The organism is Mycobacterium sp. 155 (assembly GCF_000373905.1).
Lineage (GTDB): Bacteria > Actinomycetota > Actinomycetes > Mycobacteriales > Mycobacteriaceae > Mycobacterium.
In genome coordinates this window covers 622,448-642,174 of sequence record NZ_KB892705.1, presented here as the reverse complement: position 1 = coordinate 642,174, position 19,727 = coordinate 622,448, and the positions used below count along the sequence as shown (strand labels likewise).

Below are 19,727 nucleotides of genomic sequence, written 5' to 3'. Positions count from 1 at the left end.
CTGAGAGCCTGATCACAGCCCGGTCTCGAATAGCTTCCAATCGATTTCGGTCCCTGTGGTGGTAACAGCTACGGCCCGTACATTGGTGGGCGTCCCCGACTTACCGGCCAACGGCTCCGGTCCTACACGCAGGAGCCCGCATGATCACCACAGCTGTCCCGACAGCCGGCACGTGCCTGCCGCAATTCACCCGGGTGCACGACGCGTTCGAACGCAACTTCGCCGAGCGTGGCGAGGTCGGCGCTGCGGTCGCGGTCTGGGTCGAGGGTGAGCTGGTGGTCAACCTGTGGGGTGGGTCGGCCGACGCAGCAGGCACTCGGCCGTGGCGCGAGAACACCTTGGCCAGCGTCTTCTCCGGATCCAAGGGACTGTTGAGCACCTGCGTGCATCTACTGGCCGATCGCAGTGAGATCGACCTCTACGCGCCGGTCTCCCGGTACTGGCCGGAGTTCGCCCAGGCCGGCAAACAGGACATCACCATCGCCATGGTGCTCGGGCACCGGTCCGGGGTGATCGGCCCGCGCGAACCCATGGACTGGCGCGACGTGACCGACTGGGACGGCGTCTGCGCACGGCTGGCCGCAGCCGAGCCGTGGTGGGAACCCGGCACCGCGCAGGGCTATCACACCGTGAGTTTCGGCTTCATCCTCGGTGAGGTGATCCGACGAGTGACGGGCCGGACCTTGGGCCAGTACCTGCGCAGCGAGATCGCCGAGCCTCTGGGCATCGACGTGCACATCGGGCTGCCCGCCGCCGAGCACCACCGCTGCGCGGACATGCTCAACAAACCGACCGTGCGCAGTGTGCTGGCCCAGAACAGGGTGGGCAGGCCACCGCGGCACCTGAACGACCATCCGTGGGCCGCGTTCGCGGTGTCGATGGACTTCGTGCCGGACGACGAGCTGGGCGTTCACGCCCTCGATGCCTGGCGGTCAGCGGAATTCCCCAGCACCAACGCGCACGTGTCCGCGCTCGGAATGGCGACGTTTTACAACGCGCTGGCCCAGGAGAAGCTGATCAGTGGCGAACACCTGGAACGGTGCCGGGTATCGCAGGGTGGCTACGACACCGATGTGGTGCTCGGGCCGCGCGTCGCCGATCACGGCTGGGGGCTGGGTTACATGCTCAACCAGCGCGGTGTCGCCGGCCCCAATCGGCAGATATTCGGCCACGGCGGATCCGGCGGCTCATACGCGTTCGTCGACCTCGAACACCGCATCGGCTACGCGTACGTGATGAACCACTTCGACGCGACCAAGTGCAACGCCGATCCCCGCACGGTGGCGCTGTCCAACGAGGTGTACTCCGCTCTCGGCGTAATCTGACGGACCTCCGCTCACCCGTATTCGTCGTTTCCTGTCGGTACCCTGGACGCCATGAACAGCGTCCTGCTGGTACTTATCGTCCTGGTCATCGCCGCGATAGCGTTCACCGTCTTCAGCTCGTCGAAAGCGGCAGGACGGCGCACCGAGGAATCCCTCGCCGACGCCAAGGCCGACGCGCGTCGCCTCATTGAGCGCCTCGGCGGTCAGGTGCTGAACCTGACCGGTACCGACGACGCGTCGAAGCAGGCGCTCGCCGACGCGTCAGAGCGCTACACCGCCGCGTCCTCGCAGATCGACCAGGCAACCACGGCCAAGCAGGCCGCGCTTGCCAAGGAGAGCGCGATCGAGGGCCTCTACTACGTGCGCGCCGCACGAACGGCGATGGGCATCGATCCGGGCCCCGAACTGGAGACCCTGGCCGGTCAGCGGTCGGCGGGCGCAGTCACCGAGGACCGCACGATCAACTTCGAGGGCCGCCGGCTGGAGGCCTCCCCCACACCTTCGCAGCGCACCCCGAACTACTACCCGGGTGGCCGCGTGGCCGGCCGGCCCGTGCCTGCCGGGTGGTATTCCGAGCCGTGGTGGAAGACCGCGCTGGTGGCCGGCGCTTGGGGCGTGGGGTCGGTCCTACTGTTCGACTCGTTGTTCGGCGGCATGCACGGGGTGAACTACGGCGCGCAGGGCTTTGAGAACGGCTACGGGGACGGCTACTCCGACGGATTCGCCGCGGGCCAGGACACCGGCGGGTATGACTCCGGTGGGTATGACGGCGGTGGGTATGACGGCGGCTCCGACACCGGCGGCTGGGGCGGCACCGACGCCGGCGGCTGGGACAGCGGCGGGTTCGACGGTGGCGGCTGGGACAGCGGCGGATTCGATTTCGGCGGCGGCGACTTCTGAGCTGTCAGAACCGGCTGTCCAGCCGCGCTGAAACCCCGGCCTCCTGCAGGTCGAGCCGCTCCAGCATGGCCCGCACCGCCTCGTCCTCGATGCGTCCGGCGTCCCGCTCGGCGATCAGCGCGCTCCGCTGCGCTGCGAGCAGTTTGCGGTAGAGCGCGGCGAACACTTCGGCCTGTTCGGTGTGGGCTTCCGGATCGGGCATCTCGTCGGCGTCCTGGGAATGGCGCGCGATGGTATTGCCGATCTCATCCAGCACGCGGTGATCCATACGCACAGGAGGGTTCTCGCGGAAGTCCGCGAGCACGTCGTCGGCGACGGCGTGTACCACCAGCTCGGCTTTGAGTTCCTCTTCCCGGTCGACCTCGAGGTCGTCGCTGAACCGCGACAGATGCAGCCGCCGAATCAGCAGAGGCAGCGACCAACCCTGGATCAACAGCGTGCCGACACTGACGACGAACGCGATGGCCTGAATGGTGGCCCGCTCCGGAAACGGTTCGCCGGTGGCCGTCGTCGCGGGGATCGCCGCGGCCGCGGCCAAGGTGACCACTCCGCGCATACCGGTCCAGGACACCACGACGCTCTCCCGCCAGGACAGCGGCCTGCGGTCGACACGCGAGCGCCATTTGCCCATCAGGCTGCGCCGCGACCCCGCACCCGGTGCGCGGCGCCCGCTATGTTCGGGAACCGGCACGCTCAGTCGGTTCTCGACATGCCGGAACAGCTTGTTGCGGCCAAACATGACGAACACCGACAGCGGCCGGATCACCAGGACGATCAGCAGCACGATCGCCGACGCGACCACCACCTCCATGAGCGATTCGTGCGCCTCGTTGAGGTGGACCAGCACGAACCGCAGGTGCAGACCGATGTAGGCGAAGACGAACGCCTCCAGCAGCACGTCCACCGAATTCCACACATAGCGTTCCTGCAGCCGGGTCTGATAGCCGGCACCGAGCGAACCGTGGCCGACCACGAATCCGGCCACCACGACCGCGAGCACACCGGAGGCGTGCAGTTCCTCGGCCGCGATGTACGCCGCGAACGGCACCACCAGGCCCTGGACCGTCTCCAGACCCGGGTTGGCCAGCCGTCGGCGGATCCACAACGTGACGTAGCCCAGCACTGCGCCCACCAGCGGGCCCACCACGGCGCTGAAAGCGAACAGCAGGAACGGGTCCTCGATGAAGGTGCGGGTGCCCGCGACCTGGGCCACCGCGATGGTGAACAGCGTCAATGCCGCGGCATCGTTGATCAGGCTCTCGCCGGTCAGGATCGCCATGACCCGCTTCGGCAGACCCAGCTTGCGGCCCACCGCCACCGCGGTGACCGCGTCGGGGGGCGCCACGATCGCCCCGAGGATCAGGGCCAGCCCGAAGCTCAGCGGCACCAGCACCAACCACGATGACACCGCAGCCACGGTGAACGCTGTCACCACCACCAAACCGACTCCGAGACCCAGGATCGGCCGAATGTTGCGCAGGAATGTCGGAAACGAGAATCCGAGCGCCGCCGAGTACAGCAGCGGCGGAAGCACCACGGTCAGCAGGATGTGTGAATCGAGTTCAGGGGGCTCGAAATCCGGCAAGAAGGACACCGCGATGCCGACGACCACGATGATCAGGGCGGGTTCCAGTCCGCGCCGGTGGGCGATAGCTGTGACGACAATGGCTCCGACGACGACGAGGATCAATTCCACCCGCCGATTGTCCCGTGGCGGACGCGTTGGCGCGGCGCTACTTCTGACAGAAGGGACACCAGAAGAGGTTGCGGCCCTCCAATTCAGCGGTGCGTACTGCCGTTCCGCACACGCGGCATGCGTCTCCCGCCCGCCGGTAGACGTAGGTGCGGGGCCGGCCGGGTCCGTATGCCGGGGCGCCGTGGTCGTCCTCGGGCCGGACCACGACGATCTTGCCGCGACGCACACCAACCTTCATCAGCGCCACCAAGTCGGTCCACATGTCGGCGAATTCGTCTTGCCCGAGGTGAATGCCGAGCCGGTACGGGTCGATGCGATGACGGAACAGCAGCTCACTTCGGTACACGTTGCCTACTCCGGCGATTACCGACTGATCCATCAACAACGCACCAATTGGCCGGCGCGACCTGGCGATCCGCTTCCAGGCGAGTTCCGGATCGGCATCTGCGCGCAGCGGGTCCGGGCCGAGCTTCGCGACGACGTCAGCGGTCTCGGGTTCGCCGATCACCTCACACACCGTCGGGCCGCGCAGGTCGGTGCCGTATTCCGCACCGATCATGCGCATCCGCACCTGGCCGACCGGCGGCGGCAACGGCACCGGTGTTTCGGTGAACGTTCCGTACAACCCCAGATGGATATGGACGACGCGACCACCGTCGTAATGGTGGAACAGGTGCTTGCCCCACGCCTCGGATCGGCGTAGCACCCGTCCGCTGACGTCGGCAGCACCATCGGCGAACCGGCCCTGTGGGCTGGACACGAGGACGGGCGCCCGGCCGAAGCGGCGCTGATGCAGCCGGGCCAGCCGGTGCAGGGTGTGCCCTTCAGGCATGGCTCAGGCGGGAACGCTCGGGACCGTTCTTCAGCAGGTGGTCGATGAGGGGTTGCTTGAATTCGCATCCGGCGTGGTCAGGACCGAGGTTGACGCGCATGCCGGTAACCCTAACGAGTCGGGCATTCCCGAGCGGCGCGCAGGCGCAGCACCGAATCGGCCACGGGCTGTCGGTGGCGCCGGTGACTCCGTGGAGGCCGAACATCGTGGTGCCCGAAAACTGTTGGTCACCAGGATCTTTGACCTGACCCAAGACGTCCTCGGCGCCCGCATTAGCTGAGCATTGCCGCTCAGAAGATGCTGTCGGGGTTGTAGAACTTGTCGATGTTGTCGCAGTTGATCCCTACTGCGAGGGTGAACGATTCCGGTGGGTAGTCGGCCGGTTTCTTGACTCCCGTCGCGATGTCCACGGCGATCTGCATCGCTTTCTTGGTAGCCAGGTCGGGCGAGTTCAGCCCGGTGGAAATGTATCGACCCGCGCAGCCGCCGTCCTTAATGAGTTCCAGGGCCTCCCGTTGACCATCGGCGGACGCGGCGATGTAGACGTTCTTGTACTGCGGCTTGTCCCGGACGGCGTTGTAGGCGCCCAGTGCCATGGAGTCGTTGAGGCCGAGGACCAGGTCGGTATCGGGGTTGCCGGCGAGCATGTTCTCCGCTGCGACCTGCCCCTTGTCTTGCTGGTACTCCCCGTTCTGCTCGCTCTTGATCGTGTATTCCACACCGCCGGCGCTCAGACCGTCCAGGAAGCCTTGCCGACGGTTCGGGCCGACCACCTCGTCGGTGGCGGGGCCGGTCAGGATAACCATGTTGATGTGTTGCTTGCCCATCGACAGAAACCGCTTGGCGGTGAGCTTGCCGGACTCCTTGCCTATGGTGTAGTTGTCCGACTGCACGCTGGTGGTCCCGGTTTTCGGCACGCTCGTGTCGATGTAGATGACGGGAATCTTCGAGGCGATCTGGGTCATCATCTCGACCTGACCCTTGGGGCTGGTGGCGTTGACGATCAGGACGTCGGCGCCTTGGGCCATCATGGCCTGCATCTGACTCATCTGGATCACGGGATCCTTGTTGGCCGCCTGGAACAACAGCTTGACGCCGTCTTGTTTGGCGATGTCCTGGGCTTGCACCTGCATCGCCGAGAAGTACGGGGCTTGCAATTGCTGCTGGGCGAAACCGATCACCACATCACCGGCATTCTTGTGAACGCCTCCGGCGGGCCCCTGTGCAGGCTCCCTCGACGGGTAGATCTGCCCGCACGCACTCAAGGTCAATACTGCGGTGGTCGCGGCGAACACGCAGAATGCTCTGCGGTGGTTGATATTTCGCATCATGTTCGGCTTCCCGTGATCACTTGGCCGACGGGGTGGAATTGGCCTTGCGGCGGCGCGTGAACTGCACCGTTGCCAGCGTGACCGCGATGAGGATCAGCGCACCGCGGAAGGCGTCCTGCAAGAACGTCGAAACATTGAGCAGAGAAAGTAGATTGGCGATGACGGCAAAGATGATGGTACCGACGACGGCGCCGAACACCTTGCCGTAGCCGCCGCCTAGGCGGGCACCACCGATCACAACGGCAGCGATCGCCTCCAGCTCCATCAGATTCCCAGCGGTCGATGTGCCACTGGCGAAGCGGCACAGGAACATCCAGCCACCAAGACCGACCAGCAGGCCGGCCAGGATGTACACCGACCACAGTGTCGCCTTGACCGGAATGCCGGAGCTGCGGGCGGCCTCTTTGTTGGAGCCGACCGCATACACCCGGCGCCCCCACACGGTGCGGTTGAGCAGAAAGGCGATGCCGGCGACCGCGACGAGCCAGATGATGGCGAGCACCGGGATCCCCAGAATCGTGGCCTGTCCCAGGTCGGCGTAGGTCGCCGCGGCACCCGGGGCGATGGGGATGCCGTTGCCGTAGGCGTAGACCAGCCCGCGGGCCAGTGCGAGCATGCCCAAAGTGACGATAAACGGCTCCAGCCCGCGGAATGCGACCAGCCAGCCGTTAACCGAACCCACTATCGCACCGACCCCGAGTGCGACCAGCAGTCCGAGCAGAATGGACGGGCCACCGAATAGTCCGGCGGCGATCACCGCGGCCAGACCCAGGGCTGAGCCGACGCTGATATCGATGCCGCCGGTCAGCACGACGATGAGCTGGGCCAGCACGACGACCCCGATGATCGACATCTGCAGCAGCAGGTTGGTCAGGTTGGTCGGACCCCAGAACACCGACCCCCGCGTGATTGTCGCGATGACCAGCAGTGCGATCAGGATGTACAGCGCGTACTGGGATTTGAGCCAGCCCAGGAAGGCCTGGCCGCGAGAAAAATTCTCTTCGTAGTGGTGTACGGCTGGTTGAGTCGATGTTTCGGTCATGGTGACGCTCCTTTGAGGCAGGGTGAGGTTCAGTCGGCGTGGGACAGGGCAGTGCGGATGAGGTCGTCGGTGTCCGATTGCTCGGGATCGAATTCGCCGGCGATGACTCCGTTGCGCATCACGAGAATGCGGTGGCACAGCGACAGCAGTTCCTCGGCTTCGCTGGACACCACCAAGATGCCTTTCCCACCGGCGGCGAGGCGGTGGATGATTTCGTAGATGTTGGCTCGCGCGCCGACGTCGATACCTTTGGTCGGTTCGTCGAGGACCACAAAATCCGGTGCTGTTTCCAGCCATTTGGCGACGCACACCTTCTGCTGGTTGCCACCGCTGAGGGTTCGGGTGTACGTCTTCGTCCCGCCCTTGACCTGATACTCATCGATCAGCTCACGGACCCGCTTGCGCTCCACGGCCGACCGGATGATCCCGAACTTCGCCATTTTCGGAAGTGCCACCAGGCTCATGTTGGTGCCGTTGTCGAAGTCCTTGACGAATCCTTCCAACCGCCTGTCCTCGGTCAGATACGCGACGCGCTTGGCAACCGCCGCGCCGGGGCTAGGCAGAGAGACGGGCTGGCCGTGCAGTTTGATAGTGCCGCTGCCGACTTTGCGCTGACCGGTGATGGTGCGCGCCACTGACGACCGCCCGCTGCCGACCAGGCCGTAGAGCCCAACGATTTCACCCGGATTGACGTCGAATGACACACCGTGTGCCGTACCGCCGTGCAGGTCACGCACCGACAGCACCGGCTGCGTCGCAGACGTGACGGTGACTGGCACGGGACGAGCCAGGGCTTTGAGGGCTTGACCGATCATCAGCGTGGTGATCTCGTCCGGATTGGTATCCGCGGCATCGAGAACTTTGACGAGTTTTCCGTTGCGCAGCACCGCGATCCGATCGCACATCGCAAACACCTCGTTGAGCCGGTGCGACACAAAGATGATCGAGGTACCCGCCTTCTTCTCCCGGTCCACCAACTCGAGGATGTTGTTGAAGTGTTCCTCGCTGGTCGACGCGGTGGTCTCGTCGAGGATCATGATCTTGTGTGTGGTCACCTCGGCGCGCGACAGCGAAAGCATCTGCCGCTGACCGGGTCCCAGGTCTTTCGCCGATTCATGGGTGCTCAAGTGCCCGAGACCGACGCTGCGGAGCACATCGCGGGTGCGCTCGTCGTTGGTGTCTACTTTGGTCGCCCACGGCCGGATGTCCTTGCCGGCCCGCAGCTTATACAGCCAGACGTTCTCGCCGACGGTGAAGTCGTCGATGATCAACGGTTCCTGGTGCATCATGAGCACCCCCGCCTGCTCGGCCTCGGCCGCGTTGCGCACCGGATGCGGGTATCCGGTGACCGTGATTTCCCCGTCAGTCGGAGTCTCGACGCCGGCGAGGAGTTTTGCGAAGGTCGATTTGCCCGCCCCGTTGGCACCGCAGACGGCCAGAACGCTGCCCGCGTAGCCTTCGAGATCAACCTCGTCGAGAGCCTTGACTCCCGGATAGTGTTTCTTGACCCCGACCGCTTTGAACGCGACGGTGCGGGCATGTTCAGCGCCTTCACTGCGTTGCTGCGTTAGCATGAATATCCTTCCCCTCCTTGGGGTTTGAGCTGAGTATGGTTCGAGAGGCCATCAGACAGATCGAGTCGGCGGGCAGATTTCCGGCACAGCCGCATGCAGCCAACCCGGTGTGCCGGTCACGACCGGGCCGATACCCAGTCCGACAAACACCTCGTTGCCATCACTCCATCCCGCAAATGTGATCTACCACACTTGTATTTTGATGGATATCATTGCTCTTCGTTGGATTTCTGTCAAGAGATACCGCAGGAACCGATTCCGTTGTCACTACATCTGCGCAACTGGACATCATTGAACAATGGACACAACCCAGCGCTTGCCCCACTCATCAGCCTGAACCGCAACCCCGGGCCTTCCGCCACAATTGGCTAAACATGCTTATTTACACCATATTTCATGAAATCAAGCGCCAGCTACGCCGAATGAGGCAACGCGGCGCCGGACCATGAGGACGCCACTTCAGTGGAGATACGGGATTTCAGAGGTCGCCCAAACAACACCACCAGGTCTGTTGGAAATGCAACCTACTGCCGGATCCACGTGAATCAGCCCCGTGGCGCCGGCCTACCGATCATGCGGTCCGACGTCCAGCGTAAGTCGCGCCTGGATGCCGCCCGACACATCGCCAGCCTCGGCGAAATAGTGCCGAATTGGATGATGCCTCTGGTATTTCGGCGGCGGCATCCGGGACGGTAACGGACACGACCGGACGTTTCTAGCCGATCACCGAGGCGATCGACGCGACGGTATCGGCGATGGCAATGCGGGCCGGCGCAAGGTATTTGCGGGGGTCAACCACGCGATCCTCGGCCAATCGGGCGCGCACGGCGTCGGTGAACGCGATGTTCAGGATGGTGCCGACGTTGACCTTGGTGATGCCAGCCGCGACGGCCTTGCGCAGGTCCTCGTCAGCAACACCCGAGGAGCCGTGCAGCACCAGTGGCACGGGTACGGCAGCGCGCAGCCGGGCGATCAAGTCGAAATCGAGGGTGGCCGTTCGGAAGGACATCGCATGTGAACTGCCGACGGCGACCGCAAGCGCGTCAACGTCGGTGGCCGCGACAAAAGCCGCCGCCTCACTCGGATCGGTGCGCACGCCGGGTGCGTGCGCGCCGTCCTTTCCCCCGACTTCCCCGAGTTCGGCCTCCAGATAGATGTCGCGCTCGTGGGCCCAATCCGCAGCAGCCCGGGTTGCCGCGACGTTGGCGTCGTAGTCGAGTGTGGAGGCGTCGAACATCACCGAGGACGCGCCGGTTTCGTCGCTCGCATGCAGCAGGGCAACGTCTTCAATGTGGTCGAAGTGGATCGACACATCCACTGCGGCACCTTCGGCGACCGCGCGGGCGGCGGCGGCGATCGGCTTGACCCGACCGTTGTGGAACTTCACCGCGTTCTCACTGATCTGCAGGATGACCGGCTTGGTGGCCGACTCTGCACCAGCGACGATCGCCTCGACGTGCTCGAGGGTGATCACATTGAACGCTGCGATTCCAACGCCGGCCCGATGGGCGGCAGCGACGAGGTCCGCAGTTCTTGCGAGAGGCATGTGGTTTTCTCCGAAGGGTTTTCGAGTGTTCTGACTCGGATCGGTGTGATCGTGGCGCGCCCTCCGTGGCGTTCACTTGACATCACTCCAACGAAATACAACGATATCCATTAACTTCCAAGTGAGCAACACCACATTCAAGAGGTCTCGCAGATGAGCGGCAGATATTTCGTCGGCCTTGATGTCGGCACCACCACCAGCAAGGCGGTGGTATTCACCGAGTCTGGTGAGGCAGTGTCGGCGGGACGCGCTCCCACCCCGTGGCAGATGGTCGCCACTGGAGCAGAGCTGGATGCCCGTGCCCTGCTGCGGTCGGCGATAGCGGCAATCGCCGGCGCACTCGAGACCTGCCCGCCGGGAACAATTGCGGGTGTCGGTGTCGCCAGCCTGGCCGAGTCCGGGGTGCTCATCGATCGTCACGGCGACCCCGTAGCACCGGTCGTGGCATGGCATGACACCCGCGACGATGCCGAGCTGGCAGACCTCAAACGCCGTTTTCCGGACCCGGAATTCGCCGCGGTCACCGGATTGCCGTTGCGCCAGCAGTGGTCACTGACCAAGCACCGCTGGCTACGCGACCATGTCCCGACGTCTCGTGCGGCCGTGCGTCGGTTCAACGTGGCGGAATGGATCGTCCGTGGGCTTGGTGGCGACGAGGCGACCGAACAGTCGCTGGCATCGCGAACGGGTTGGCTGCGCCTGGCCGATCGCAGCTGGTGGCCCGAGGCGCTCGACTGGTCAGGCGCGACCGAGGAATTGATGCCCGAACTGATAACCGCCGGCACTCCCCTGAGCCGGGTCAGCAGCTCGGTCGGTCTGCCCCGCCTTCGGGGGGCGGTGTTGACGGTGGCGGGTCACGACCATCAGGCGGCCGCTGTCGGTGCCGGCGCCGATGGGCCGGGCGACGAACTCGATTCCTGCGGTACGGCAGAGGCACTCGTGCGGACAGTTCGTCCCGGACTCCCGCCGATGGTGGTCGCCGACCTCGCCGCCGCGGGGATAACCACCGGCTGGCACGCGGTGGCCGGTCATTGGTGTCTGCTGGGCGCAACCCAGGGCGGATTGGCGTTGCAGCGGGTGCTTGCGCTGCTGGGTAAGGACCGAGCCGATCTGCCTGCCCTCGACGCCGCTGCGTTGGCATTACCCACGCCGACGCTGAAGATCGTCGCCCCACCGTTCGGCAAGGTCGACCTCGTCGGCGCCGGCGACGGCCACACTCCCGCGCACGTCTGGCGAGCCGCTCTGGAATGTGTCACCGACCAGGTCGCGGTCATCCACGACGCGATGACCGCAGTCAGCGGCCGACACCGCGCCCTGGTGGTCACGGGCGGCTGGTCGCGCAGTGAAGCCCTCATCGCGGTCAAGCGACACCGATTCGGCAATCTGGCTCGCCCTGACGTCGTCGAGGCCGGCGCACGCGGCGCGGCAATGCTGGCCGCCGTCGCGGCAGAAGCAATCGCGGCACCCGAGCCCTCGGTGCATGTGCCATGACCCGGATGCTCTCGACAACATGTGTCGATGACAGCCAGGGTGCCGCGTCCCGTTTTTCCGGCCGAAATCTGGCACCCGATGCGCAAGGATCGACGGCTATGAGTGAAAGCAAGGCCGACAACCGCGCGCCCTACGCCGACGAGCGCAAATCCCACATCATTCAGGTATTACGTGGCCAAGGGCGTATCGAGGCGATCGAGATCGCCGACGAGCTCGGTGTCACCGGTGAGACGATCCGCAAGGACTTGATCCAGCTCGAACGCCAAGGCCTGCTCCGCCGGGTACACGGTGGAGCGGTTCGGCTCGAGTCGCTGTCGTTCGAACCAGCGGTCGAGGCACGCACCGAATTCGTCAGCGAGAAAACCCGAATCGCCAGGGCCGCACTGGCCCAGATTCCCGAACACGGCTCAGTACTGATCGATGCCGGCTCGACCACGGCCAAACTTGTCGAACTCTTCCCCGGCGATCGCGAGCTCACCGTCTATACCAACACACTGTCGCTCGCAGTCGCCCTACTGACCCGACCGACGTTGACGGTGATGACTCTCGGGGGGCGGCTCCGGTCCAAAACACTCGCCGAGGTTGGCAGTTGGACCTCCCGAGCCCTCGCCGAAATCAATGTCGATGTCGCCTTTCTGGGCACCAACGGCATCTCGCTCAGCCGTGGTCTGACCACCCCGGACCCGGAGGAAGCCGCGATCAAGCGCCAGATGCTCACCAGCGCGCGGTATCGGGTTCTGCTGGCCGATCACAGCAAGGTCGGCGAGATCCGGGGAGCCAAACACGGCGAACTCAGCGACATCAACTTGCTGATCACCGACACCGGGCTCAGCGACGAGCAACTCACCCAACTCGAAAGAACCGGAATGAGCGTGCAACGCACATGATTGTCACCGTAACCCCGAACCCCAGTGTGGACCGGACAGTGTTCGTCGACGAGATCGTGCTCGGCTCGGTCAACCGCAGTCGGCGCAGCTCGAGTGAGCCCAGCGGAAAAGGTGTCAACGTCGCACTCGCGTTACACGCGCACGGAGAACCGGTCCGCGCAGTGCTCCCCGCTGGCGGATCCGTTGGAGCACAACTACATCAGATGCTCGACACAGCCGGTCTGGATACTGTTTACGTGCCCATCGCCGGGGAGATCCGCTCCAACATCAGCCTCACCTCTCCCGACGGCACGGTCACGAAGATCAACGAAGCCGGCCCGGTCCTCACCGACCGCGAGGTCCAGTGCCTCATCGACAGTGTCGTCGATATCGAGGCTTCGCTGCTCGTATGCGGCGGAAGCCTGCCCGCTGGGGCCCCGGTGGATCTCTACGCCCAGATCACCACCATCGCCAAACACAAGGCAATTCCTGTCGTGGTCGACAGTTCGGGCGCACCACTGGAAGCGTGCGTCTCAGCAGGCCCCGATCTGATCAAACCGAACACTCACGAACTCGCCGAACTCACCGGCGGCAGTCTGCACAGCCTCGGTGACGTGGTCGACACCGCATACGAGATCCGCTCTCGCGGCATCGGCACCGTGTTGGCAAGCCTCGGCGCCGATGGCGCCGTCCTCATCGACGACGAGGGAGCGCTCTACGGTTGCGCGCCCGTCGAACGCGTGGTGAGCACTGTCGGTGCCGGTGACGCCATGCTGGCCGGCTACCTCGCCGGACGCAGGCATGGCCGACGCACCGCGTTGGCCACCGCGCTCGAGTGGGGTGCAGCGGCTGTGCAGCACGAAGGAACCCTGTTCTCCCACACCGCAACCTCGAGCTCGACCGTCATCCTCGACGACGCATTCGATCGGCGGCGGACCCTGCGCGACGACGAACCCGCACCCGCCACGGCGACGCCGGTAATCTGAACCTTCCTCTGCGACAACCATTCACACCGACAAGGACAAAATCCCTATGCCGAGCACCATGCAAGCGGTGGTCATCCACGGGCGCGGCGACTACCGCCTCGAAGAGGTCGCGATCCCCGCGCCTGGGCCCGGTGAGGCCCTCGTACGGGTCGAGGCCGTCGGCATCTGTGCCAGCGACCTCAAGTGCTACCACGGCGCACCGATGTACTGGGGTGACGGCCCCGTTCCACCTGGTCTCGACCTTCACGTCACCCCAGGCCATGAGTTCGTCGGCGAGATCGTCGCAATCGACGATCAAGGCCGGCAGCGGTGGGGCGTCGACGTCGGCGATCGCGTGGTGTCCGAACAGATTGTGCCGTGCTGGAATTGCCGCTACTGCCGGCGCGGCCAGTACTGGATGTGCGCGCCACACCGCATCTTTGGTTTTCGGCGCGTCACCAACGGCGCCATGGCCGAGTACATGATCTATCCGGCCGACGCGATCGTGCACAAGGTGTCCAAGCACATTCCCGCGGCGCACGCCGCTTTCGCCGAACCCCTTTCGTGCGCACTGCACGCGGTCGAGCGCGCCCAGATCGGATTCGGTGACGTCGTCGTCGCCGCCGGCTGCGGGCCCATCGGACTCGGCATGATCGCAGGCGCCCGCGCCAAGAGCCCCGCCCATGTCGTCGCCCTCGACCTCACCCCCGCAAAACTCGACCTTGCCGCCCAATGCGGTGCCGATGTCCTCATCGACGTCACCAAGGAGGATGCCGACGCGATCGTCCGAGGCCTCACCGACGGTTACGGCGCGGACATCTACCTCGATGCCACCGGACATCCGTCAGCAGTAACCCAGGGTCTGACCATGCTGCGCAAGCTCGGTCGCTACGTCGAGTACGGAGTATTCGGCTCGGACGTCTCGGTCGACTGGTCCATCATCAGCGACATCAAAGAACTCGATGTGCTCGGCGCCCACCTCGGTCCGTACTGCTGGCCCACCGCCATCGCCATGATCGAATCGGGCATCTTGCCGCTGGACCGCATCTGCAGCCACCAACTCCCCTTGGCCGAGTTCCAGAAAGGCATCGACCTCGTCGGCGGCAGCGACAGCGTCAAGGTCTCATTGCTGCCGACGAGCACTGCCAGATAACCACCAACAGCCTGACCCCTCTAAGGAAGGACCCGCCGTGCGAGCAGCCGTCGCGGATGGCAACGGCACCCTCACCGTGACCACGATCGCGGATCCGACACCCGGACCGGGCGAGATCGTCATCCACGTCGACAGCTGCGGCCTGTGCGGGACCGATCTACACATCATCGACGGCGACTACCCCATCGCGAAGCCACCGATCGTCCCCGGCCACGAAATCGCAGGAACGATAGTCGCACTCGGGGCGGGTAACCATCATCTCCGTGAAGGGGACTTTGTCGTGGTCGACCCCGTCGTCGAATGCGGGTACTGCCTGCACTGCCGCGCCGGACGCACCAACTTGTGCCAGAACTGGCGCGGCTACGGTGTCACCCTCCCCGGTGGCTTCGCCGAATTCGTCTGCGTACGAGCCAAAGACGTCGAACCCGTCCCCGACAGCGTCCCTCGGCACTGGGCGACTTTGGCCGAACCGCTCTCGTGCGCACTGCACGCGCTCGACCGCATCGGTCGGATCCGCCCCGGAGAATCCGCCCTGGTGTTGGGTGCGGGGCCAACCGGGCTCATCCTCGCCCAGTTGCTGACGACGTCTGGTGCGAGCGTCGATGTCGTCGACCGTAACCCACAACGCCACCCACTCGCGGCCGACTTCGGCGCGCTGCGCACCGCATCCGATCGCGCCGACCTTCATCAGCACGCCGGGTGGGATCTGGTCGTCGAAGCCACCGGGTCGATTGCCGCGCTCGAATCCGGGTTGGCCTGCGTCAGGGACGCGGGTCGACTCCATATCTTCGGTGTCGCCAGTCCCGATGCGATCGCTCGAATATCGCCCTACGAGATCTTCGCAAAAGAACTGACCATCACCGGCTCTCAATCTCTACAGCAGACGTTCGGCCGTGCCGTCGAGACGCTCGCTACCGGATCGCTCGACGGCGACAAACTCGTCACGGCGCGAATCCCGCTCGTCGACATCGGCAACGCCGTCGACCTGGTCCGCCGCGGCGACGGGATCAAAACGCAGATCATCCGATCGTGATGGCATCGAGGCGCTCGGCCGTACCGCTCAGTCGAACTCGGGCCGCTCGGTGCGGGTCCGTTTCAGCTCCCAGAAATGCGGATACGACGCGAAGGTCAATGAGGCATCCCAGAGCTTGCCGGCCTCTTCACCGCGTGGGATCTTCGAGAGCACCGGACCGAAGAACGCGACGCCGTTGACATGGATGGTCGGGGTGCCGACGTCGTCTCCGACGGCATCCATGCCCGCGTGATGGCTCTTGCGGAGTGCTTCGTCGTACTTGTCGGTGGTCGCCGCCTCCGCCAGCTCTGCGGGCAGGCCGACCTCTTCGAGCGACTCCTTGATGACCGCGTCGAGATCCTTGCTGTCCTGATTGTGGATCCGGGTGCCCATCGCGGTGTAAAGCGGGGCGAGGATCTCCGGGCCCTTGAGTTGTTCGGCGGCGATGGCCACCCGGACCGGACCCCAGGCCTTCTTCATCAGCTCGACGTAGTTCTCGGGAAGGTCGCGTCCTTCGTTGAGGACGGCCAGGCTCATCACGTGGAACTGCACGTCGATGTCACGGACCTTCTCCACCTCAAGAATCCAGCGCGATGTGATCCAGCACCACGGGCACAGCGGATCGAACCAGAATCCCGCAACATCCTTCTGAGTCATCAGTGCGTCCTCTCCATGGTCCGGGCCAGAACTCCGTTCAGCACAACTGTGCGCCTACAGCAAGATGTTCCCGGCAGGCGGGTAACCATCTAGCCAGGCTTTGCGATAAGCATGGCGACGTCACGGAAGTGGCACAGGAAACGCATAGTGTGCAGATTTTTATCGAACCGTGTTGTCCCTGTGACTCTGGTAAACCACTGTTTCCCAAGTGAGTAGGGCACTGCAAGTGTCCTACGTGACAGCTGAGGAGCTGAAATTATGGCCGCACGTGCTTTTCTGACGACGGTGAGCGTCGTCGCCGCCGGCCTCGCGCTGGCGGCGCCCGCGCAGGCCGACACGAACGACTCCTCGTTCCTGAACGCCCTCAACAACGCCGGCATCGGCTACAACGACCCGGGCTCCGCCGTCCAGCTGGGACAACAGGTGTGCCCAATGCTCGTCGAGCCCGGCAAGAACTTCGCATCGGTGGCCTCGCAGATGCGCGGCAACAACAACGGCATCTCCCCTGAGATGGCGTCATTCTTCACCGGCATCGCCATCCAGATGTACTGCCCGCAGATGATGTCGTCGATCAGTGACGGCTCGATCCTGAACAATCTGGGCGGTCTGAACGCGCTGAGCGGGATCGCAGGCCTCCCCGGCTTGGGGCAGTAGCCCGGACCGACCTGGCGTCCAGCCGATAGGTTGGACGGGTGGCTCTTCCCAATCTCACCCGCGACCAGGCCGTCGAGCGCGCCGCGCTGGTCACCGTCGACAACTACCGCATCGAGCTCGACCTCACCGCCGGTGAGGACCGGCCCGGCGAACGGACCTTCCGGTCCACCACGACGGTGGAGTTCGACGCGCTTGCCGGCGCCGACACCTACATCGACATCGCCGCCGAGGCCATTCGCAGCGCGACGCTCAACGGCGTCACGCTCGACACCTCCGCCTACGACGAGTCCACCGGCATCGCCCTGCCGGGTTTGGCCGCACACAACGTGCTCGTCGTCGACGCGGACTGCCTGTACTCCAACACCGGCGAGGGGTTGCACCGCTTCGTCGACCCCGTCGACAACGAGGTGTACCTCTACTCGCAGTTCGAAACCGCCGATGCCAAGCGGATGTTCGCGTGCTTCGACCAGCCGGACCTCAAGGCGACCTTCGACGTCCGGGTCACCGCGCCGGCGCACTGGGAGGTGATCTCCAACGGGGCAACGGTTTCCGCCGAGGCCTCCGGCGGCGCGACCGTCCACGTCTTCGCGACCACCCCGAAGATGAGCACCTATCTGGTGGCGCTGATCGCCGGGCCGTACGCGGTGTGGCGCGACGCGTACTCCGACGATCACGGCACGATCCCGCTCGGGCTGTTCTGCCGTAAGTCGCTGGCCGAGTTCATGGATGCCGATCGGCTTTTCACCCAAACGAAGCAGGGTTTCGGCTTTTACCACAAGAACTTCGGCACACCGTACGTGTTCGGCAAGTACGACCAACTGTTCGTCCCGGAGTTCAACGCGGGTGCCATGGAAAACGCCGGCGCGGTGACCTTCCTGGAGGACTATGTGTTCCGCTCCAAGGTCACCCGGGCCTCCTACGAACGCCGCGCGGAGACGGTGCTGCACGAGATGGCCCACATGTGGTTCGGCGACCTGGTCACCATGCAGTGGTGGGATGACCTGTGGCTCAATGAATCTTTCGCGACGTTCGCCTCGGTGTTGTGCCAGGCGGACGCGACGGAGTACACGCAGGCCTGGACAACGTTCGCCAACGTCGAGAAGTCGTGGGCCTACCGGCAGGACCAGCTGCCGTCGACGCATCCCGTGGCGGCTGATATCCCCGACCTGGCTGCTGTCGAGGTCAACTTCGACGGCATCACCTACGCCAAGGGCGCATCGGTGCTCAAGCAGCTGGTCGCCTACGTAGGGCTGGAACAGTTCCTGGCCGGCCTGCGGGACTACTTCCGCGACCACGCGTTCTCCAATGCCACCTTCGAGGATCTGCTCGGTGCGCTGGAGAAGTCCTCGGGGCGTGACCTGTCGGGCTGGGGCCGGCAGTGGCTGCGGACAACGGGCTTGAACACGCTGCGCGCCGATTTCGACGTCGACGCGGACGGTGCGTTCACCCGGTTCGCCGTCACCCAGTCCGGTGCCACCCCGGGGGCCGGTGAGACACGCGTGCACCGCCTAGCCATCGGCGTCTATGACGACAGCGGCTCCGGCAGGCTGACCCGCATACACCGCGTCGAACTCGACATCGCCGGTCCGGTTACCGAAGTCCCTGAGCTGGTCGGGATTTCGCGCGGGAAGCTGATCCTGGTCAATGACGACGACCTGACCTACTGCTCGCTGCGGCTGGATCCGGAATCGCTTGCCACAGTGCTGACCCGCATCGCCGACATCGCCGAGCCGCTCCCCCGGACGCTGGCCTGGTCGGCGGCATGGGAGATGACCCGTGAGGCTGAGATGAAGGCCCGCGATTTCGTGGCCCTGGTGTCCGGCGGCGTCCATGCCGAAACCGAGGTCGGCGTGGCGCAGCGGCTCCTGCTGCAGGCGCAGACCGCCCTTGGCTCCTATGCCGATCAGGACTGGGCGACCATCGAGGGCTGGCCCGCATTCGCCGAACGATTGCTGGAACTGGCCCGCGGCGCCGAGCCGGGATCCGATCACCAGTTGGCCTACGTCAACGCCCTGTGCACGTCGGTGCTGTCCACTCAGCAGACCGTGCTGCTGGCCGATCTGCTCGACAAAGATCCCGCATCGCTCGGACTGGCCGGTCTGCAGATCGACACCGACCTGCGCTGGCGAATCGTCACGGCACTGGCACGCTCCGGACAGATCGACGCCGAGGGACCCGAGACGCCCTTCATCGACGCCGAAGCCCAGCGCGACCCGACGGCCGCAGGCAAGCGTCAGGCCGCCGCGGCGTCGGCCGCCCGCCCGCAGGATGTCGTGAAGACCACTTCCTGGGAGGACGTGATCGAGGACGACACCCTGCCCAACATCACCACCCGCGCGATCGTCGGCGGTTTCGTCCAACCGGGCCAGGCCGAACTGCTCACGCCGTTCACCACGCGCTACTTCGCGGCGGTCGCCGGGATATGGGAGCGCCGGTCGAGCGAGGTCGCCCAGACCGTGGTCGTCGGCCTGTACCCGTCATGGGACATCAGCCAGAACGGGTTGGACGCAGCGGACACGTTCCTGTCCGACCCGGAGGTGCCGCCCGCGCTGCGCCGTCTGGTGCTGGAAGGTCGTGCCGGTGTGGAGCGCTCACTGCGCGCCCGTGCCTTCGACAGCGCCTAACTAATCACCGCGAGCGTGCGGGTCTGCCGGCCAACACACCGTCGCTGGCCGACAGTCTC

At 65.0% G+C, this 19,727-nt stretch carries 17 protein-coding genes; 10 read left to right on the top strand and 7 right to left on the bottom strand.

Translation table 11 applies throughout. The features are described 5' to 3' along the window. The first annotated feature begins 140 nt into the window (after nucleotides 1–140). Both B133_RS0102935 and B133_RS0102930 read left to right on the top strand, forming a co-directional pair. Nucleotides 141–1,325 carry a serine hydrolase domain-containing protein gene (locus tag B133_RS0102935; protein ID WP_018599221.1) on the top strand — a complete coding sequence of 395 codons (1,185 nt, stop codon included), beginning with the start codon at nucleotides 141–143 and terminating at the stop codon, nucleotides 1,323–1,325. Nucleotides 1,326–1,376: 51 nt separating this feature from the next. After that, the gene (locus tag B133_RS0102930; protein ID WP_018599220.1) at nucleotides 1,377–2,225 is read left to right on the top strand and encodes a DUF1542 domain-containing protein; all 849 of its coding nucleotides are present in this window, start codon (nucleotides 1,377–1,379) and stop codon (nucleotides 2,223–2,225) included. Nucleotides 2,226–2,229: 4 nt separating this feature from the next. Here B133_RS0102930 and B133_RS0102925 read toward each other — a convergent pair whose 3' ends face one another. After that, a complete protein-coding gene (locus B133_RS0102925) occupies nucleotides 2,230–3,921 on the bottom strand; it encodes a sodium:proton antiporter (RefSeq protein ID WP_018599219.1) in 1,692 nt (563 codons plus the stop codon). A 37-nt stretch (nucleotides 3,922–3,958) separates the two neighbouring features. After that, nucleotides 3,959–4,753 (bottom strand): Fpg/Nei family DNA glycosylase, encoded by a 795-nt coding sequence (locus B133_RS0102920; RefSeq protein ID WP_018599218.1) that lies wholly within the window; start codon nucleotides 4,751–4,753, stop codon nucleotides 3,959–3,961. Between B133_RS0102920 and B133_RS0102915 the strand changes: the two genes are divergently transcribed. After that, entirely contained in the window at nucleotides 4,752–5,033 is a 282-nt protein-coding gene (locus tag B133_RS0102915) for a hypothetical protein (RefSeq protein ID WP_018599217.1), read from the top strand. The genes B133_RS0102920 and B133_RS0102915 overlap by 2 nt on opposite strands. Nucleotides 5,034–5,043: 10 nt before the next feature. Here the strand turns inward: B133_RS0102915 and B133_RS0102910 are convergent, their stop codons facing one another. From B133_RS0102910 to B133_RS0102895, 4 genes are all read right to left on the bottom strand, one after another. Continuing rightward, complete coding sequence (locus tag B133_RS0102910; protein ID WP_018599216.1) at nucleotides 5,044–6,084, bottom strand: sugar ABC transporter substrate-binding protein; 1,041 nt, start codon at nucleotides 6,082–6,084, stop codon at nucleotides 5,044–5,046. Nucleotides 6,085–6,100: 16 nt separating this feature from the next. Further along, a complete protein-coding gene (locus tag B133_RS0102905; RefSeq protein ID WP_018599215.1) occupies nucleotides 6,101–7,126 on the bottom strand; it encodes an ABC transporter permease in 1,026 nt (341 codons plus the stop codon). 29 nt (nucleotides 7,127–7,155) lie between these two features. After that, nucleotides 7,156–8,700 (bottom strand): sugar ABC transporter ATP-binding protein, encoded by a 1,545-nt coding sequence (locus B133_RS0102900; protein WP_018599214.1) that lies wholly within the window; start codon nucleotides 8,698–8,700, stop codon nucleotides 7,156–7,158. Between the two features lie 715 nt (nucleotides 8,701–9,415). Then, nucleotides 9,416–10,246, bottom strand: coding sequence for a class II fructose-bisphosphate aldolase (locus B133_RS0102895; RefSeq protein WP_018599213.1), 831 nt, complete (start codon nucleotides 10,244–10,246; stop codon nucleotides 9,416–9,418). Between the two features lie 153 nt (nucleotides 10,247–10,399). On the opposite strand from B133_RS0102895, the gene B133_RS0102890 reads away from it, so the two are divergent. From B133_RS0102890 to B133_RS0102870, 5 genes are all read left to right on the top strand, one after another. Further along, on the top strand, nucleotides 10,400–11,737 hold the full coding sequence (locus B133_RS0102890) for an L-fuculokinase (RefSeq protein WP_018599212.1): 1,338 nt from the start codon (nucleotides 10,400–10,402) through the stop codon (nucleotides 11,735–11,737). A 98-nt stretch (nucleotides 11,738–11,835) separates the two neighbouring features. After that, nucleotides 11,836–12,624 carry a DeoR/GlpR family DNA-binding transcription regulator gene (locus tag B133_RS0102885; protein ID WP_018599211.1) on the top strand — a complete coding sequence of 263 codons (789 nt, stop codon included), beginning with the start codon at nucleotides 11,836–11,838 and terminating at the stop codon, nucleotides 12,622–12,624. Then, nucleotides 12,621–13,589: a 1-phosphofructokinase family hexose kinase gene (locus B133_RS22290; RefSeq protein WP_081618165.1), complete on the top strand. Its 969-nt coding sequence runs from the start codon at nucleotides 12,621–12,623 to the stop codon at nucleotides 13,587–13,589. Before B133_RS0102885 ends, B133_RS22290 begins: the two co-directional genes overlap by 4 nt. 46 nt (nucleotides 13,590–13,635) lie before the next feature. Then, on the top strand, nucleotides 13,636–14,721 hold the full coding sequence (locus B133_RS0102875) for an erythritol/L-threitol dehydrogenase (RefSeq protein ID WP_018599209.1): 1,086 nt from the start codon (nucleotides 13,636–13,638) through the stop codon (nucleotides 14,719–14,721). A gap of 37 nt (nucleotides 14,722–14,758) precedes the next feature. After that, a complete protein-coding gene (locus tag B133_RS0102870; RefSeq protein WP_018599208.1) occupies nucleotides 14,759–15,754 on the top strand; it encodes a zinc-dependent alcohol dehydrogenase family protein in 996 nt (331 codons plus the stop codon). Nucleotides 15,755–15,781: 27 nt separating this feature from the next. Here the strand turns inward: B133_RS0102870 and B133_RS0102865 are convergent, their stop codons facing one another. Further along, the gene (locus B133_RS0102865) at nucleotides 15,782–16,390 is read right to left on the bottom strand and encodes a DsbA family protein (RefSeq protein ID WP_018599207.1); all 609 of its coding nucleotides are present in this window, start codon (nucleotides 16,388–16,390) and stop codon (nucleotides 15,782–15,784) included. Nucleotides 16,391–16,648: 258 nt separating this feature from the next. Here B133_RS0102865 and B133_RS0102860 point away from each other — a divergent pair, with 258 nt between their 5' ends. Both B133_RS0102860 and pepN read left to right on the top strand, forming a co-directional pair. Further along, nucleotides 16,649–17,044 carry a DUF732 domain-containing protein gene (locus B133_RS0102860; RefSeq protein WP_018599206.1) on the top strand — a complete coding sequence of 132 codons (396 nt, stop codon included), beginning with the start codon at nucleotides 16,649–16,651 and terminating at the stop codon, nucleotides 17,042–17,044. Between the two features lie 38 nt (nucleotides 17,045–17,082). Further along, on the top strand, nucleotides 17,083–19,668 hold the full coding sequence (gene pepN, locus B133_RS0102855) for an aminopeptidase N (protein ID WP_018599205.1): 2,586 nt from the start codon (nucleotides 17,083–17,085) through the stop codon (nucleotides 19,666–19,668). The last annotated feature ends 59 nt before the right edge of the window (nucleotides 19,669–19,727 follow it).

Excerpts from the sequence above, each read along its gene's own strand:
- B133_RS0102895 (WP_018599213.1), bottom strand. The coding sequence starts at position 10,246 with ATGCCTCTCGCAAGAACTGCGGACCTCGTCGCTGCCGCCCATCGGGCC.
- B133_RS0102900 (WP_018599214.1), bottom strand. The coding sequence starts at position 8,700 with ATGCTAACGCAGCAACGCAGTGAAGGCGCTGAACATGCCCGCACCGTC.
- B133_RS0102920 (WP_018599218.1), bottom strand. The coding sequence starts at position 4,753 with ATGCCTGAAGGGCACACCCTGCACCGGCTGGCCCGGCTGCATCAGCGC.
- B133_RS0102860 (WP_018599206.1), top strand. The coding sequence starts at position 16,649 with ATGGCCGCACGTGCTTTTCTGACGACGGTGAGCGTCGTCGCCGCCGGC.
- B133_RS22290 (WP_081618165.1), top strand. The coding sequence starts at position 12,621 with ATGATTGTCACCGTAACCCCGAACCCCAGTGTGGACCGGACAGTGTTC.
- B133_RS0102915 (WP_018599217.1), top strand. The coding sequence starts at position 4,752 with ATGGCTCAGGCGGGAACGCTCGGGACCGTTCTTCAGCAGGTGGTCGAT.
- B133_RS0102890 (WP_018599212.1), top strand. The coding sequence starts at position 10,400 with ATGAGCGGCAGATATTTCGTCGGCCTTGATGTCGGCACCACCACCAGC.
- B133_RS0102910 (WP_018599216.1), bottom strand. The coding sequence starts at position 6,084 with ATGATGCGAAATATCAACCACCGCAGAGCATTCTGCGTGTTCGCCGCG.
- B133_RS0102930 (WP_018599220.1), top strand. The coding sequence starts at position 1,377 with ATGAACAGCGTCCTGCTGGTACTTATCGTCCTGGTCATCGCCGCGATA.
- B133_RS0102875 (WP_018599209.1), top strand. The coding sequence starts at position 13,636 with ATGCCGAGCACCATGCAAGCGGTGGTCATCCACGGGCGCGGCGACTAC.
- B133_RS0102935 (WP_018599221.1), top strand. The coding sequence starts at position 141 with ATGATCACCACAGCTGTCCCGACAGCCGGCACGTGCCTGCCGCAATTC.
- B133_RS0102865 (WP_018599207.1), bottom strand. The coding sequence starts at position 16,390 with ATGACTCAGAAGGATGTTGCGGGATTCTGGTTCGATCCGCTGTGCCCG.
- B133_RS0102905 (WP_018599215.1), bottom strand. The coding sequence starts at position 7,126 with ATGACCGAAACATCGACTCAACCAGCCGTACACCACTACGAAGAGAAT.
- B133_RS0102885 (WP_018599211.1), top strand. The coding sequence starts at position 11,836 with ATGAGTGAAAGCAAGGCCGACAACCGCGCGCCCTACGCCGACGAGCGC.